The sequence below is a fragment of the Rhizobium sp. NXC24 genome (genome assembly GCF_002944315.1).
Taxonomy (GTDB): domain Bacteria; phylum Pseudomonadota; class Alphaproteobacteria; order Rhizobiales; family Rhizobiaceae; genus Rhizobium.
Genome location: NZ_CP024313.1, coordinates 295,368 through 311,236 on the forward strand (window position 1 = coordinate 295,368; position 15,869 = coordinate 311,236).

11 protein-coding genes and 2 pseudogenes are annotated in these 15,869 nt (G+C 56.7%); all 13 read left to right on the plus strand.

Annotated elements, in window-relative coordinates:
* Positions 1–13 precede the first annotated feature (13 nt).
* Positions 14–1,789 (plus strand): ABC transporter permease subunit, encoded by a 1,776-nt coding sequence (locus NXC24_RS23205; RefSeq protein WP_104825784.1) that lies wholly within the window; start codon positions 14–16, stop codon positions 1,787–1,789.
* 231 nt (positions 1,790–2,020) lie between these two features.
* On the plus strand, positions 2,021–3,124 hold the full coding sequence (locus NXC24_RS23210; protein WP_104825785.1) for an ABC transporter substrate-binding protein: 1,104 nt from the start codon (positions 2,021–2,023) through the stop codon (positions 3,122–3,124).
* 423 nt (positions 3,125–3,547) lie between these two features.
* Complete coding sequence (locus tag NXC24_RS23215) at positions 3,548–4,723, plus strand: Xaa-Pro peptidase family protein (protein WP_104825786.1); 1,176 nt, start codon at positions 3,548–3,550, stop codon at positions 4,721–4,723.
* A 182-nt stretch (positions 4,724–4,905) separates the two neighbouring features.
* Positions 4,906–5,373: an Lrp/AsnC family transcriptional regulator gene (locus NXC24_RS23220; RefSeq protein WP_104825942.1), complete on the plus strand. Its 468-nt coding sequence runs from the start codon at positions 4,906–4,908 to the stop codon at positions 5,371–5,373.
* Positions 5,374–5,508: 135 nt separating this feature from the next.
* Positions 5,509–6,693, plus strand: coding sequence for a M20 family metallopeptidase (locus NXC24_RS23225; RefSeq protein WP_104825943.1), 1,185 nt, complete (start codon positions 5,509–5,511; stop codon positions 6,691–6,693).
* A gap of 29 nt (positions 6,694–6,722) precedes the next feature.
* Complete coding sequence (gene eutB / locus NXC24_RS23230; protein WP_104825787.1) at positions 6,723–7,706, plus strand: hydroxyectoine utilization dehydratase EutB; 984 nt, start codon at positions 6,723–6,725, stop codon at positions 7,704–7,706.
* Positions 7,703–8,692: an ectoine utilization protein EutC gene (eutC, locus tag NXC24_RS23235; protein ID WP_104825788.1), complete on the plus strand. Its 990-nt coding sequence runs from the start codon at positions 7,703–7,705 to the stop codon at positions 8,690–8,692. The genes eutB and eutC overlap by 4 nt, the downstream gene beginning before the upstream one ends.
* A 156-nt stretch (positions 8,693–8,848) precedes the next feature.
* Positions 8,849–9,565 carry a hypothetical protein gene (locus NXC24_RS23240; protein WP_104825944.1) on the plus strand — a complete coding sequence of 239 codons (717 nt, stop codon included), beginning with the start codon at positions 8,849–8,851 and terminating at the stop codon, positions 9,563–9,565.
* A 28-nt stretch (positions 9,566–9,593) separates the two neighbouring features.
* Positions 9,594–10,769: a Xaa-Pro peptidase family protein gene (locus NXC24_RS23245; RefSeq protein WP_104825789.1), complete on the plus strand. Its 1,176-nt coding sequence runs from the start codon at positions 9,594–9,596 to the stop codon at positions 10,767–10,769.
* Between the two features lie 39 nt (positions 10,770–10,808).
* Complete coding sequence (locus tag NXC24_RS23250; protein ID WP_104825790.1) at positions 10,809–11,984, plus strand: serine hydrolase; 1,176 nt, start codon at positions 10,809–10,811, stop codon at positions 11,982–11,984.
* Between the two features lie 745 nt (positions 11,985–12,729).
* Positions 12,730–14,132 (plus strand): annotated as a pseudogene (locus NXC24_RS23255) (aspartate aminotransferase family protein).
* Between the two features lie 139 nt (positions 14,133–14,271).
* Entirely contained in the window at positions 14,272–15,681 is a 1,410-nt protein-coding gene (locus tag NXC24_RS23260; protein ID WP_104825791.1) for an aldehyde dehydrogenase family protein, read from the plus strand.
* Positions 15,681–15,815 (plus strand): annotated as a pseudogene (locus NXC24_RS23265) (UPF0262 family protein); the annotation flags it as partial. The gene NXC24_RS23260 and the pseudogene NXC24_RS23265, both read left to right, overlap by 1 nt.
* Positions 15,816–15,869: the final 54 nt, after the last annotated feature.

The following is a 15,869-nucleotide window of genomic DNA, read 5'->3' on the forward strand; positions in this document are numbered from 1 at the left end:
GAGGACCATGCCCATGAAGACGATTCAAAAAAGAATTCGGTCGATGCCGATCCTGCTTACCGTGCCGGCCTTCGGCCTGCTGTTCGCGGTTTTCGGTATTCCGATGATCCTCTTGTTTTTGACAAGCGTAAACGCGCCGTCATTTTCTCTTGCTAACTATGAGGGATTTTTTGCGCAGCGGTCTTACGTCCTGATCCTGTTTCAGACGTTCAAGATCAGTCTCGTCGCCACGGCGTTTTGCTTGATCATCGGCTACCCGACAGCCTACTTGATCGCAATTGCGGGCCGTGCTCGGCCCCTCCTGATGGTGCTTGTCTTTCTACCTTGGCTGACGAGCGCTCTCGTGCGCACTTATGCTTGGACGGTGGTTCTTGGCGACAATGGACTGATTAACAACTTTCTGCTGAATGTCGGTCTTATCGACACACCGCTGTCCTTGATCTACAACCGTTTCGCGGTCTACGTTGGTATGGTGCACATTATGCTGCCCATGATGATCTTGCCAATGGTCAGCGTCATGGTGAATATCGACAGCTCATTGATGGCAGCTGCTCGAAGCATGGGTGCAAGGCATCTCACGGCCTTCTTACGCGTGTTTCTGCCCCTCAGCATCCCGGGCGTGCGAAGCGGTTGCATTCTAGTTTTTGTCGTTTGTCTCGGTTTCTATGTTACCCCCCAAGCCCTTGGCGGACTGGGCGACACCATGCTTTCGACGCTCATTAATTCGCAGCTCACGACTACGTTGGATATGGCGCCGACCGCCGCAGCAGCATTTGTACTGCTCGCGATGGCCCTTGTGGTCCTTTCCATGGCAGGCGTCAACCTCGCGAGCGCTCACGGTCAACCCGGCGCTACTGAACAGAAGGTTAGAGCGAGCCGGTTTCCCTTATTCAGCAATCTAGCCCGCTACATCAACGAACTCGGCGTGTCGCGCCGGGCAAAGCGCTGGGCGGGGAAACTCTATCAGGGTCAGCGAGTGACCCCGTGGTCACAGATTATCGGAGCGGGATTCCTAACGATCGTTATGATCTATCTGCTGGCGCCTGGCCTAATCGTGATCGCAATTTCGTTTAGTGCGGGAGAGTTTCTTGAGTTTCCGCCAAGAGAGCTTTCTCTCCGGTGGTACTATTCTTTCTTCAATGATCCTTCGTGGATCGGTGCGTTGTGGAACAGCTTCCAATTCGCCGTGATCGTTAGCGCCGTGTCCACCATAGTTGGAACAATGGCAGCCTTTGGACTCAGCCGATGCTCAACTCGCCTGCGCTCGAGTTTGACGATGACTATTCTGACGCCTATTACATTTCCAGTGATCGTGGTCGGCGTGGCCGTCTACCTTGGACTGGCAAGACTTGGACTTGTTGGGACCAGTACCGGGATTATCCTGGGCCAAGCAATTGGTGCCATCGGTTATGTTGTCGTGGTTGTCCTAGCGACGCTCTCCGGGTTCGACCGCAGGCTCGAGCAAGCCGCAATGAGCATGCGGGCCGGGCCGACACAGACCTTCATGCGGGTGACGCTGCCCCTGATCCGCTCTGGCATAATTGGTGGTGCTCTGTTTGCATTCCTGGCATCGTTTGACGAAGTAATTATAACCTCTTTTGTCAGCGGCTATGCGATTCCGACGCTGCCACTAAAGATGCTGGAGAACTTGAAGCAGCAAGTTGACCCCACGATTGCTGCGGTTGGCGCCCTGTTGACGCTGTTGCCCGTTGTCTGGCTGGTCGCCCTTTATTTCACACTATGGCGAACCAGAGGCACTCTACAAAAAACGACCGTCAACCCTGCCTGATTGTATTCAGTGCTCTTAAACAACAGATGTGCCAGCCCTTGTATTCACCAGGGCTGGTTCTCTCGGAAATTTGATCCTGGCGGGAAAGGCCACAATGCCGCGACCGGCTCCAATCTGAAGCAAGCTTTCTGAAATCGTATGCAAACATCGGTGAGATCCCGGTGTGTCCATCTGCGCTGAACAAGTGAAATTCTTTTCATTGGCAAGAGAACAACAGAGGGAACGAAAAAAATGAGCTTTTTGATAAATCGCAGGCGCTTCATGCAGGCCACATCGTCCGCGATGGTGGCCGGTGCATTGTCTTCTGCCTCTGGTCGTGCGTTGGCGGCGTCGGCTGGCGAACTGAGAGTGAACTTTAGCGGCGGCAACGCGGGTGATGCCTTTAATGAGGCGTTCTTAAAGCCGTTCGAGGCTGAGACCGGGATCAAGGTCACTTTTATCAAGGCAGACTTCACGTCAACGCAGATCTCGATGATGGTTGACACCAAGAACATCTCCGCCGATGTGGTTATGTTAGGTCAAACATACGTGGATCCGCTGGCCGCCAAGGGGTACCTTGAGGAAATCCAATATTCGAACTGGCAGAAGGAAGAACTGGAAGCACTACCGGATTACGCCAAGCAGCCCAACGGCTTCGCCTCCTACGTCTATTCTGCGAATATGGTGTATAACACCAAGAAGTTTCCGGCTGACAAACCCAGGCCGACCTCCTGGGCCGAATTCTGGGATGTCGAAAAGTTTCCTGGGGTTCGTGCCCTAGTGACCGGCGAGCGTGGAGGCGGACCTTGGGAGGAAGCTCTCCTAGCGGACGGTGTTCCCATGGGCAAGCTCTACCCGATGGATATTGACCGGGTTTTCGCCAGCTTAGACAAGATTAAGCCCCACATTCGCAAATGGTGGACGACTGCCTCCGAGGTCCTGCAAATCATGCGAGACAACGCCGCTGACATCGTTCAATCCTACGATGGGCGGGCACTCTCCCTTATCGACGAGGGCGCGCCAATCGAGATCAACCGAAACGAAGCTATGCTCATGACCGACTACTGGTGCATCCCGAAGGGAAGCCCCAATTCGGAGAACGCGCAGAAATTCGTCGAATTCACGGGCCGCGCCGATCGGCAGGCGGCGTTCGCCCAGCTATTTGCGCTTAGTCCCACTAACGAGCACGCATTCAAAACGATACCTGACAATCTGGCCCGAAAACTTGCTTCGCATCCGGACTATGCATCTTCGAGCTTCGCTCTCCAAAGCAAGTGGTATAACGAGATCGGACCGGATGGCAAGTCGAACAAGGAGCGCCTTGTTCAACGCTGGAACGAGTGGATTCTTCAATAATCTGTCCATTGGCGAGAGATAATAGGTGGCGCTGTCAACGGTTGCGCCACCAATTTTTAGCGCCATTCTAATGGTCTACCCTTTTCCCTAGGGAAACCAGCGATTGGACGCGGTTCTGAAATCGAATGTCAGAGCTTGCCTCAATTCATTCCTAGGTTCGTAGAATGCCTTCCATTTGAACTACGAAGCGCGGCGGGTGGGCGTTTGGTTCGTTTGTGCCATTGGACAAACACTAAAACAAACGTTGCATCCTGAGCGAAACTGTGTTGTGATTCAGAGGATGCTGGTAATGCCCCGTTGGCCTGTCCGGAAGTTGTCGATTTGCATAGACAGGGCGCAATGTGGCCGTCACAGGCGTAACCGGCTCGGCATTGTCGGCAATACGAAACTTGGTCGGCTATCCTAATCCGCTGTGGGATCAATATGAAAGATATACATTTCGAACTAGCCGAATTCCAAACTCGTCTGGCCGCCGTCAAAAAGGAAATGGCAAAGAGAGGGATCGACATCCTCCTCCTCTCAGAACCGCCAAACCAGAACTACCTTACCGGCTACAATGCGTATTCCTTCTACACACCGCAAATGGTGATTGTGACGCAAGACCACGCGGAACCGCTTTGGATTGGCCGTTTCATGGACCGAGTTTCCGCCTCCATGACCACCTATCTAGCCGAGGACAACATCCGAGCCTATCCAGACACCTATGTTCAATCTGCAACGCTCTCGGCCTATACTTTCATGGGCGATATCGTGAAGGAACTCGGAGGGGAAAGGGCGCGTATCGGCGTCGAGATGGGGGGATATTACTATCCGGCCCGCGGCCACGCAGATCTCACGCGAGCCTTGCCGAATGCCGAGTTCGTCGACGCCGATCTTCTTGTTGGATGGATCCGGCTCGTAAAGAGCCCGGCCGAGGTGGCCATTATGCGTCAAGCTGGCCAGCTTGCGGACGCCGCCATGACGCGCGTCATCGATATGGTGCAAGCCGGGGTCCGTGAGTGCGATATTGCTGCTGCGATCTATCACCAGCAGATTTCGGGCACGCCCCAGTTCGGTGGCGACTATCCTTGTTGCCCTCCCGATTTATGCATTGGCGAACGCTCAATCGCGCCGCATGCCGCCTGGACGGACGATCCCCTGCCGGAGTCCACCGTTGTCAACCTGGAGCTGAACGGTTGCCGTCATCGGTACCAGGTCAACATGGCGCGCACGATCGTCGTCGGCCAGCCTTCATCCGCTTTCCTGAACCTGTCGGAAATCGCTGTCGAGGCCTTGAACGCCGGGCTGGAAGCAGTTCGACCCGGGCGAACCTGCTCGGAGGTCGATGGCGACTTCCGGAAGGCCCTTGCGCGGCACGGGATCGAGAAAGAGTCTCGCATCGGCTATCCGACCGGCATTGGGTTCCCTCCGGCCTCTGGCGAACGCACTGCGAGCATTCGCAAGGGCGACGAAACGGTGCTCAAGCCCGGCATGGTGTTCCACATGATGCCCGGCCTGTGGCTCGACAATGTCGGCATCACCATCACACAGAGCTTCGCCGTCTCCGACACGGGTTACGAGCCACTGACAATGACCCCGCGTAAGCTGTTCGTGAAATAGAGACTAAATTCGGTGCATACTCATCTGATTCCAGCATGTCTCCTTCGCTCTCGAAATGGCGTGACCAAGTCGGATGACTATCTGCGCCGCAGACCGAGGAGCGACAGAAGCTTGAAAGGCCTCATTGGCCTCGCATGCGTCCGCGGCGCCTCCCCAGTTTGCATCCTTGGGGAGGGCAGATGATGGTCGAACTCGATCGCGCGGACATCGCGCTTCTCCAAGCGGTTCAAAAGAATAATCGGCTGACCTCGGAGGAACTCGCGGCCGTCGTTCATCTCTCTCCAACGGCTTGCCAACGACGCTTGAGGCGGTTGCGCAACGAGGGTGTGATCGAGGGCGATGTTTCCATTGTCTCACCTAAGGCCGTCGGACGACATATCACCATGATCGTCATGGTGTCCCTTGAGCGAGAAAGGGCTGACATCGTCGACAGATTTAAGACGGCGATACGAAATACCCGTGAGGTGATGATGGGCTTCTATGTAACGGGGGATGCCGACTTCATGCTCGTCGTCACCGCCAAGGACATGGAGGATTACGAACATTTTACGCGGCGGTTCTTCTATGAAAATGCAGATATCAAAGGCTTCAAGACCATGGTGGTAATGGATCGCCTCAAGGCGAGCTTCGCGATCCCTATCGAGGCGTAGCGATGGTGATCCTTTTCAAATCGCGCGCAACCGCCGTTTTGCAGGAACACTGCGAGATCTGCGTTCAAATCGACGGGTTTTGCCGCTCACATGCTGCTAGCCTCGATGCCAGACAACCATGAAAAGACCGTGACGATGAACAACACGACGAACAACCTACTCTCCGAAGTCGAACGCAATGCAGTTGTCGAAATGCGACACGCAATGCATCGCGAGCCCGAGCTTTCCAACAATGAGTGGAAAACCCAGAAACGGATCATCGAAACCTTGGCCAGCTTCGGATTGACGGAAGTTGCGACCTTCCACAACACCGGTGTCTACGTCGATATTCAGGGCTTGGCCCCAGGCGCAAATCGGTCAATCGCACTGCGTGGCGACATTGATGCCCTTCCCATACAGGAAGCCCGCGAGGATTTGCCTTATAGGTCACAAGTGCCTGGCGTGATGCACGCGTGCGGCCATGACATGCACGGCTCAATCGCCTTGGGAACCGCACTTGCGTTCCATCGCATGCGTGAAAATTTCTCAGGAAGGCTGCGGGTCTTCTTTCAGCCGGCCGAGGAAGCGGAGCCGCTCGGCGGCAGGACCGTCGTTGACCAAAAGTTGCTCGACGGGTTCGACGCAGCAGTAGGATTTCATGTTCGCACGGACATTCCTGTCGGCTCATACGGCGCTCGTGCGGGCGCTGTAACGAAATCGGCAGACCAGTTATCGCTCGAATTCACTGGGACCATGGCACACGGTGCCAAACCGCATCTCGGGGTGGACGCAATTGCGATCGCCGGCGCTTTCATCAATGAAGTGCAAAAAGTCGTATCCCGGGAAATGCCGGTAGACGATGGTGCGATCGTCACCATTGGGACAATCCGTGGTGGGGAGGCGACGAACATCATCTGCCCGACGGTCACGATGACCGGAACGATCCGGACAAGCAGCCCCGAGCGGAGAAAGCTGTTGGTCCAGCGCGTTGGCGAAATCGCCGAAGGGGTTGCTGCCATGCACCGCGGACGGGCGGAGTTCAGCTCGCATGCCGGCGAACCTCCTGTGGTTAACGACCGCGCAATGGTCGAGCTGTTTAAGCACATCGTGGTGCGGACTGACGGCGAGGACAGGTACGTCGAAGGCTCAGCGAGCTCGGGCAGCGACGACTTCGGCTTCTATGCCAGCTGCCTGCCATCGATTTATTTCTGGTTCGGCAGCAAGGAGGCCGGAAACGAGTCCGGCGTCCATACGCCGAGCTTTGGCGTCTCAGACAAGACGCTAATCCCGACAACAGAACTGGCTATCCGTTACTGCTGGGAGCTGTTCCAAAACGCGTGATAACTGTTTTCGCGCCGCGGGTGACCTGAATGATTGATCTCAATGATATCGAAGATGCCGGAAAGCGCATCAAAAATCACATCCTAACGACGCCGCTTGCGCAATCGTGTTCGTTATCGAGCGTTTCTCGAGTTCCGGTTTATCTTAAACTGGAGCACCGGCAGACCACGGGCAGTTTCAAGCTGCGCGGCGCCTTCAATGCGGTTCTCCAGCTTTCTCAAGAAGAGAGGCGACGGGGAGTTGTCGCCGCCTCGACCGGCAATCACGGGCGCGCACTTTCCTTCGCGGCAAACGCTTGCGGCGTGAATGCAACGATCTGCATGTCAAATCTGGTGCCTGAGAACAAGGTTTCGGAAATTCGGCGCCTAGGGGCTGAGGTTCGGATCGTCGGTCGATCGCAGGATGACGCTCAGGAAGAGGCCGAGAGATTATCAGGCGACGGACGATGCCTTATACCACCGTTTGATCACCCTGCGGTCATCGCGGGTCAAGGCACACTGGGACTGGAAATCCTTGAGGCGCTGCCAGACGTGGCTACTGTTCTTATTCAGTTATCGGGCGGAGGATTGGCTTCGGGAGTGGCGGCTGCTGTCAAAAGCCTTCGACCCGATGCGCGGGTCATTGGGCTTACGATGGATCGCGGCGCCGCGATGAAAGCAAGCCTTGATGCGGGGCGCCCTGTTCAGGTCGAAGAATTCCAAACTCTAGCGGATTCACTCGGCGGCGGGATCGGGCTCGCCAACAAATGGACATTTTCCATGTGCCGGGATCTGTTGGACGACGTCATATTGTTGAGCGAATCCGAAATCGCCGCTGGCATTCGACATGCCTACGCGCGGGAGCGCGAGGTTGTGGAGGGTGCCGGGGCGATCGGCATCGCCGCTTTGCTAGCAAACAAGATCAACGATCTGCGGGGACCGGTTGTGACCGTACTATCGGGTCGCAATATCGATATGAATTTGCATAAGCGCCTCGTCAGCAATGACAAGGAATGGCCGAGGACAGGCTCATGAGGTCGATGATGATCTTAACGGAACACCAGCTGAGAAAGCTGGTGTCATTGGATCTGGAGGCGGTCCGTTGCGTCGAAGAGGCGTTTCGCACGCTGGCGACGAAAAGCGTGGTGATGCCACCAATTCTTCGTCTGGATATTGTCGAGCATCGCGGCGAAGTTGACGTCAAAACGGCCTATGTCCCGGACCTGGATGGCTTCGCCATAAAAATCAGCCCCGGTTTTTTCGGCAATCCGGATCTTGGTCTGCCCAGCACCAATGGCCTGATGATACTGCTGTCCAGCAGGACGGGCTTGGTGCAGGCATTGTTGCTGGATAACGGCTATCTCACCGATGTCCGCACGGCCGCCGCGGGCGCGGTAGCTTCAATGCGCCTCGCCCGCAAAGACTCGTCGGTGGCTGCTGTATTTGGCGCTGGGATGCAGGCGCGCCTACAACTGCAGGCGCTCATGCTGGTTCGGCCAATTCAGGAGGCCCGCATTTGGGCGCGCGACAACTCCAGGGCGGCAAAGACGGCGCGAGAACTGTCCGACCAATTGGGCATCAGCGTCACCGCTTGCAGAAGCGGGAAAGAGGCGGTCGCAGGTGCGCATGTCATCATCACCACAACCCCGGCCTATCGTCCGATCCTTGAGGCACAGTGGCTCGAACCGGGGCAACACATCACGGCCATGGGTTCGGATGCTGAACACAAGAATGAGGTTGAGCCGCAGGCAATTGCCCGCGCCGATCTCTATGTCGCGGACAGCCTCGCTCAAACGCGTCGGCTGGGTGAACTGCACCATGCAATAGCAGCCGGCGCAGTCGCTGAAGAGCAAGTTTTTCCTGAACTCGGCCAAATTACTGCCGGTACGATCGCTGGACGGACCAACGATAACCAGATCACCATCGCCGATCTGACCGGGACAGGGATTCAGGACACCGCCATTGCCAATCTCGCCTTTGCTAGGGCGATTGCTAATAAGGTGGGAACGAGGATCGAGTGATCACTCACAAAACCGGTTAGACATCGCAGAAGGGTGTCTGCCGTAAAAGGCTTTGTAATTGCAATGTGACGGACCGCCCCACATTTCCCTCATAGCCAGGCAATGTGAATTCTTCTTGGAGCGGTGAAAAAACTGTTCAAACCAATGGAGCTCATCATGTCTTCGCAAAGCAGCATCACTCTCGGCATTCTTGAGCTCGACGAAGGCTTGACGGCCGAGAACCCGGGTTTCTCTCCGCGCGAAGGATCGCTACTGCACCCTGCGACTTTCAACCGACCGGTAATTACAGAAATGGTTGAAGGCGCTACGGCGGAGGTGATCATTCGCGGAGACGCTTCGCTCGAAGGCGCCTGCGTGGCAGCTGCCAAGCGTCTTATAGATCGAGGTGCCGATGTAATTGCCGCTGACTGCGGCTTTTTTATTCGTCATCAGCCAGCGATCGCCGCAGCTGTCAACGTGCCGGTCGTAACCTCCAGTTTGCTCCTGATTCCGTCCCTTCTGCGGCAGCTTGCGCCTGCGAAAAAACTCGCCGTTTTAACCGCCGACGCCCGATACTGCACGGAAGACTTGTTGGGCATTGATGGTGCAGTTGTTCGCGAGCGCGTTGTCATAGGAGGAATCGAAGGCGGGAATTATGTATGCAACGCATTGGCTCGGCCATTCGTTCGAACAGAGCTGGATCAAATCGAACGAGAAGTAGGAGACCGCATCACGCAGCTCCGTGCAGAACATCCCAATATAGCAATGGTGCTCTTCGAGTGTACCGGCTTTCCAGTCGTCGCAAATGCTCTTCGGCGTAAGACGAGACTCCCCATTTACGACATCACGGACCTCTGCAAGCTAACGCTCGCGACAGTCTCTGCCCGGGCTTGACGTTAACTGAACATTCAAAGGATTTGACATGGAAAATCTTCGATTTGAGATTTCCGAATACAAAACGCGCCTCGAAAAGGCACGCATTGGAATGGAGCAGGCAGGCATAGACCTATTGGTCGTGACCGACCCTGCCAACATGGGTTGGCTGACAGGTTACGATGGCTGCTCCTATTACGTTCCCCAATGTGTTGTCGTTTCGAAGGATAAGGATCCTCTTTGGTTTGGACGGCGCATGGACGCCAACGGTTGCCGCAGGACGGCTTATATGGGCGAAGACCGCATCAAATGGTACGGTGACGAATACGTCCAGTCCGACACGCTGCACGCAATGTCGGCATTAGGGCAGATCATTATCGATGAGGGCCATGGCTCGGCAACGATTGGGGTCGAAAAAGATAGCGCTTGCCTTTCCGCCCGATCCTTTGAGGCGCTCTCCGCATCACTCCCCAACGCAAGATTCAAGAATGCCGACCGACTGATCAACTGGCAGCGTCTGATCAAGTCCCCGAGAGAGATCGAGTACATGCGCGGCGCAGGTAAGATCGTCGAAGCGATGTATCAGCGCGTGGGCGAAGTGCTGCGACCGGGAGTAAAGCAATCCGACGTGATCGCCGAATTGTCTTATGTTGGAACCCGCGGCGTAGACGCCTACTGGGGCGATTACCCCGCCTGCGTCCCGAACCTTGGCGCCGGTGCAGATGCGTCCGCCCCCCACCTGACCTGGACGGACAGACTGATCCGGGCGGATGAGAGCATCTTCTTCGAACTTGCTGGCGTTCACAAGCGATATCACTGCCCGCTATCTCGGACTTACTATCTCGGTCGACCCACTCAGCAGATACTAGACGCCGAAAAGGCGGTTCTCGACGGCGTGCAGGCGGGTCTCGAAAAGGCACTGGCGGGAAGTCTGTGTGAGGATATCGCTAGGGCCTACTCCGGCACTTTGGCACGGTATGGCTTTGAGAAAACGAGTCGTTCCGGGTATCCGATAGGCATGGGTTATCCGCCGGCATGGGGCGAGAATTCCGCCAGCTTTCGGGAAGGTGATAAGACGGAGCTACGTCCGGGGATGACTTTCCATTTCATGTCCGGTCTTTGGTATGGCGACTGGGGCATCGAAATCACTGAAAGTATTTTGATCACCGACGGCGACGTCGAGTTTCTGTCCAACGTACCTCGCCAATTGCTCGTCATCGACTGAGTAGAGCTATCGTCTGAAAACCTCAAGCTCGAGGAAATCATGGGTAACAAGTTCTGTTATGATGTATTGCCTTCCGGTAGTGTAGGCTCCTTAAATTGGACACCTGAGCAACAGGAGATCGCATTTCGGCGAAGAGATGAAATAGACCCTGTGCGGAAAATCGGCAGCGCGTCCCATGCCTCTTCGTTGCCACTCGCACTGCATCAGATCTCTCCTACGTGGACCTGGAATGGCGAAGCTATGGATGTGGATCGCTACATGGACCAGGAGCGCGTTTCCGGGGTCCTGGTGCTCAAGGATGGTCATGTGATTCTTGAGCGGTACGGTCTTGGACGTACGTCCGAAGATCGTTGGGACTCCCAATCTGTTACCAAGTCGGTGGCTGGTATCCTTGTTGGGGCGGCAATACAGGATGGATGTATCCAGAGCGTCGAGGAGGATGTGACCAAATACATCCCGGAACTCAAAGAAAGCGCCTACGACGGCGTCACGATCCGTCAACTCTTGACGATGACGTCAGGCGTCGAATGGATCGAAGACTACACCGACGATGAAAGGTCAGATGACTCTAAGATGTTCATGCCGACGTACGCGCCGATGGTGGATGGCATCGATCCTGTCGTCGGATATATGCGGCGACTTTCGAGAGCTAATAAGCCAGGCGCGACTTTTCAGTACAAAGGCGCCGACTCTGAAGTGGCGGCAAAACTCGTGTCGAACGCCGTCGGCATGTCCCTGTCGCAGTATTTGTCACTGAAGATCTGGAAACCTTTCGGCATGGAGAAAAGTGCGAGTTGGATGGTTAATCCGGGGGGGCAGGAATATGGCAGCAGTGGGATATCGATGACACTGCGTGACTACGCTCGTCTCGGGCAGTTTATGCTTGCGGGCGGTAAGATCGGTGAAGTGGAGGTGCTGCCAAGCGCTTGGATTGCGGACGCCACGAGCGCGTTGGAGGTCTTTTCGCAAGTGACCAATTCCGGCGCGATTGGCTACGGTTACTTCTGGTGGATAAACGACAACTCCTTCATGGCGAGTGGCTTCGCTGGTCAGAAAATCGTCATATACCCTACAGATAAGACTGTAATCGCGGTCAACTCTGCTTGGGAGGAACCCAATCTGCCAGGACATCCTCCAGCGCTTTCGGCGTTTATCGCCGCTTTGCACACGGCAGCTGTAGCCCATAAACCCGGAAGATTAAGGATCGGACCTTAAGGCAACAGGTGTGAGTTTGATGATGACGCCGAACATCGCTCCAAAGCAGTCATTTCGTAGGACCGCCGTGGAGGCCTTTCATTCCGAAGATGTGTCCCTGCGCCTCCGCCATGTAGGACCTTATGCTGGCTTCGCTGCGCCGCGTTCTGTAATAGTCCGCCACAACTGAACGGTGAGACAGCACACCTCAGCACGCAGTCACGGACATGCCCCCGTCGGCGTGCTTGGTGACCCCGTCAAACAAGATCGCCGGCTATAACCGGAAGCGCCGGACGAGGGTACAACTTCACGTCCACGGTCGCGGCAGAGTTTCCATCATCGTCTGAGCGACGCGAAAACGCGGGAGCGCTAAGTCAGGCTGCGCGCCCCGGGCAGCGGCGATGTGCCAAGACCATGAAGATTATCATATGATCCTACAGTAGCCGCTTATCGAACTAACATATCTGATTTAGCATGCCTGAATCCCGCTTTAGGTTCCCGTCTGCTCGCGGCCTAACGCCACCAGGCGTGGCATATTTGGCAGCAATAGCGAATTACTGCGTAAGAAAGCAACAATTTGCAGGAAGGCAGCGTCGCGACGGGGCGAAATGGTGCGATGAAGCTAGCACCTGCGGGCAATATCACCTGAGCGGGTCGGGCAAACGAAAGCTGTCTTCGGGTCGAGGTTTTGCTGCTCGCACTTGATCTGGCCCGGTTCACAGGAAGAAAAACGCGCAGCTGAAAAGCGGCGGCCGAAGAGGTTAAGATGACCATCAATATCAAAGACATCGCTGAGAAAGATCGCAACTCGGTCCTGCATCCCTTCACGCAGTTGAAGGACTTTGCGAGCGGCAAGCTCGGCGAACCGACGATCGTGGAAACCGGCAAGGGGATCCGCATCCAGGATGCGCACGGCAATCAGCTGATCGACGGTTTTGCCGGTCTCTATTGCGTCAACGTCGGCTATGGCCGCACCGAGGTTGCCGAGGCGATCTCTCGTCAGGCCTATCGCCTGGCCTATTACCATTCCTATGCCGCGCACACGACCGACGAGCTTGCGATCCTCTCCGACCGTCTCGTCAAGATGGCGCCTGGCAAGATGAGCAAGGTGTTCTATGGCATGTCCGGTTCGGACGCCAATGAAACCCAGGCCAAGCTCGTCTGGTACTACAACAATCTGCGCGGCAAGCCGACGAAGAAGAAGATCATTTCGCGCGAACGCGGCTATCACGGCTGCAGCGTCGTCTCCGGCTCGATGACCGGGATGAGCTTCTACCACGACCATATGGATCTGCCGCTGCCGCAGATTGATCATACCGGTGTTCCGCACCACTATTGGGGCGCCAATCCCGGCGAAACCGAGCGGGAATTCTCGGCCCGTCGTGCCGCCGAGCTCGACGACATGATTGAGACGCTCGGACCCGACAATGTCGGCGCCTTCATCGCCGAGCCAGTGCTGGGTACTGGCGGCATCACGCCACCGCCGGAAGGTTATTGGCAAGCTATCCAGGCCGTGCTCAAGAAACACGACGTGTTGCTGATCGCCGACGAAGTCATCACCGGCTCGGCCGCACCGGCTCGATGTTCGGCTCGCAGCATTACGGCATTGAACCTGACCTGATCACAGTCGCCAAGGGCCTGACTTCGGCTTACTTCCCGCTATCGGCTTCGATCGTCGGTGAGAAGGTCTACAAGGTCATGGAAGAAGGGGCCGACAGGGTCGGCGCCTTCTCGCACGGCTACACCTATTCCGGCCACCCGATCGGTGCGGCTGCCGCCAATGCGGTGCTCGACATTGTCGAGAAGGAAAACCTGCCCGGCAACGCCCGCGAAGTCGGCGCCTATTTCCAGGCCCAGCTCAAGGAAAAGTTCGCGCAGCTGCCGATCGTCGGTGAGGTGCGCGGCGTTGGCCTGATGGGCGCCATCGAATTCGTGGCCGACCGCGAGAACAAGACCAGGTTTGACCCGTCGCTGAAGGTCGGCGCTCGCGTCTCCAAGGCGGCCCGAGACCGCAGCCTCATCGCCCGCGCCATGCCGCATGGCGACATCCTGGGCTTCGCGCCGCCGCTCGTTACCACCAAGGCCGAAGTCGACGAGATCGTCTCGATCGCGAAAAAGGCGGTACGCTGCGTCATCGATGACCTGGTTCTAAATGGTCAGAAAATCTGAGTGAACGCGATCGGATAGATCCGGCCGCACCTATTCGCTTCAAGAGAATGCAGAACAGGGCAGGGGAGATCCCCTTGCCCTGACGGATGAACTCAACCGTTGCACAGATCCGCACCATTAGGAAAGAGGAAGCCGGCCTATGACCGCCGCCAAACTTCATATCACCACCAGCTTGCCTCCGATCACCGTCTACAGCCCCTACGACGAGTCTGTGCTGGGAGCGATTGACGCCACTGATGCAAGCGAAATCGGCGGACTCCTCGCCCGCGCCCGTCGCGGCGCAGAGCTTTCAGCCAAGCTGCCGAGACATGAGCGCGCCAGCATCCTCGAAGGGGCTGCGCGGATCCTCGAGAGCCGTCGTGAAGCATTTGCCGAAACCATCGTCCGCGAAGCCGGCAAGACGATCGCCCAGGCGCGCAAGGAAGTGCTTCGTTGCGTCAACACGCTGAAGCTCTCTGCCGAGGAGGCAAAGCGCAATGCCGGCGAAATCGTGCCCTTCGATGCCTATGTCGGATCGGAACAGCGCCAAGGCTGGTTCACGCGAGAGCCACTCGGCATCATCACCGCCATTACGCCCTACAACGACCCGCTGAACCTCGTCGCGCACAAGCTGGGTCCGGCGATTGCCGGCGGCAACGCAGTGCTGCTGAAGCCCTCGAACCTGACGCTTTTCTCGGCAATCAATCTTGTCGACGCGCTCAGGGAAGCCGGTCTGCCACCGGACATCGTTACCGCCGTTCACGGCGATCGAGAGATCGTCACGGCTCTAGTCTCAGCACGGGACGTCCGCATGGTGTCCTTTACCGGTGGCTTCGCTACCGGGGAAGCGATCAGCCGTAAAGCTGGCCTCAAGAAACTCGCGATGGAGTTGGGTAGCAATGCGCCAGTCATCGTCATGAATGACTGCGACTTCGACAAGGCGGTTGAAGGCTGCGTCTCCGGCGCCTTCTGGGCCGCCGGGCAGAACTGCATCGGCGCCCAGCGTATTCTGGTGCAGGCCGAGCTTTATGAACGCTTCCGCGACGCCTTTGTGGCCGGGACGAACCAGCTCAAGGTCGGCGATCCGCTGAAGGAGGATACAGATGTCGGTCCGATGATCTCGAAAGAGGTCGCCCAGCGCACCGAAGAAGCCGTCAACGACGCCATTGCCGCCGGCGCCAAGCTTCTTTGCGGTCACAAGCGCGAAGGCTCGCTCTATCACCCGACGGTGCTGGAAGGCACGCCGGTGACCTGCCGGCTGTGGCACGAGGAAGTGTTCGCGCCTGTGGTCATGCTTGCGCCGTTTGCGACGCTTGATGAAGCGGTCGAACTGGCCAATGAGCCCGAATACAGCCTGCACGCCGGCATCTTCACCAGCAATCTCAATATCGCGCTTGACGCCGCAAGCCGGATCGAGGCCGGCGGCGTAATGATCAACGATTCATCCGACTATCGCTTCGACGCCATGCCGTTTGGCGGTTCTAAATACGGCAGCATGGGACGGGAAGGGGTGCGCTTCGCCTACGAAGAGATGACCCAGCCGAAGGTCGTTTGCATTAATCGTGGGTGAACGAGGCCGCCGAACTGCTGAAAAGCCGGTTGTCAGCGAAAGTGAACATCGACAACGACACCGCGCGCCGGCTGTTCACGCTGATCTACGCCCTGCTCGTGCGCAATGCCGACCATCGCGTTCTGCTGAGCTGAGATAGCTTCGGCCCGAGACTTTCCCATCAAGGAGGAACCCTAAGTGAACGCAAT

What these genes read in the sequence shown, in the direction of transcription:
- NXC24_RS23205 (WP_104825784.1), top strand. Translation starts at nt 14, where the DNA reads ATGAAGACGATTCAAAAAAGAATTCGGTCGATGCCGATCCTGCTTACC.
- NXC24_RS23210 (WP_104825785.1), top strand. Translation starts at nt 2,021, where the DNA reads ATGAGCTTTTTGATAAATCGCAGGCGCTTCATGCAGGCCACATCGTCC.
- NXC24_RS23215 (WP_104825786.1), top strand. Translation starts at nt 3,548, where the DNA reads ATGAAAGATATACATTTCGAACTAGCCGAATTCCAAACTCGTCTGGCC.
- NXC24_RS23220 (WP_104825942.1), top strand. Translation starts at nt 4,906, where the DNA reads ATGGTCGAACTCGATCGCGCGGACATCGCGCTTCTCCAAGCGGTTCAA.
- NXC24_RS23225 (WP_104825943.1), top strand. Translation starts at nt 5,509, where the DNA reads ATGAACAACACGACGAACAACCTACTCTCCGAAGTCGAACGCAATGCA.
- eutB (WP_104825787.1), top strand. Translation starts at nt 6,723, where the DNA reads ATGATTGATCTCAATGATATCGAAGATGCCGGAAAGCGCATCAAAAAT.
- eutC (WP_104825788.1), top strand. Translation starts at nt 7,703, where the DNA reads ATGAGGTCGATGATGATCTTAACGGAACACCAGCTGAGAAAGCTGGTG.
- NXC24_RS23240 (WP_104825944.1), top strand. Translation starts at nt 8,849, where the DNA reads ATGTCTTCGCAAAGCAGCATCACTCTCGGCATTCTTGAGCTCGACGAA.
- NXC24_RS23245 (WP_104825789.1), top strand. Translation starts at nt 9,594, where the DNA reads ATGGAAAATCTTCGATTTGAGATTTCCGAATACAAAACGCGCCTCGAA.
- NXC24_RS23250 (WP_104825790.1), top strand. Translation starts at nt 10,809, where the DNA reads ATGGGTAACAAGTTCTGTTATGATGTATTGCCTTCCGGTAGTGTAGGC.
- NXC24_RS23260 (WP_104825791.1), top strand. Translation starts at nt 14,272, where the DNA reads ATGACCGCCGCCAAACTTCATATCACCACCAGCTTGCCTCCGATCACC.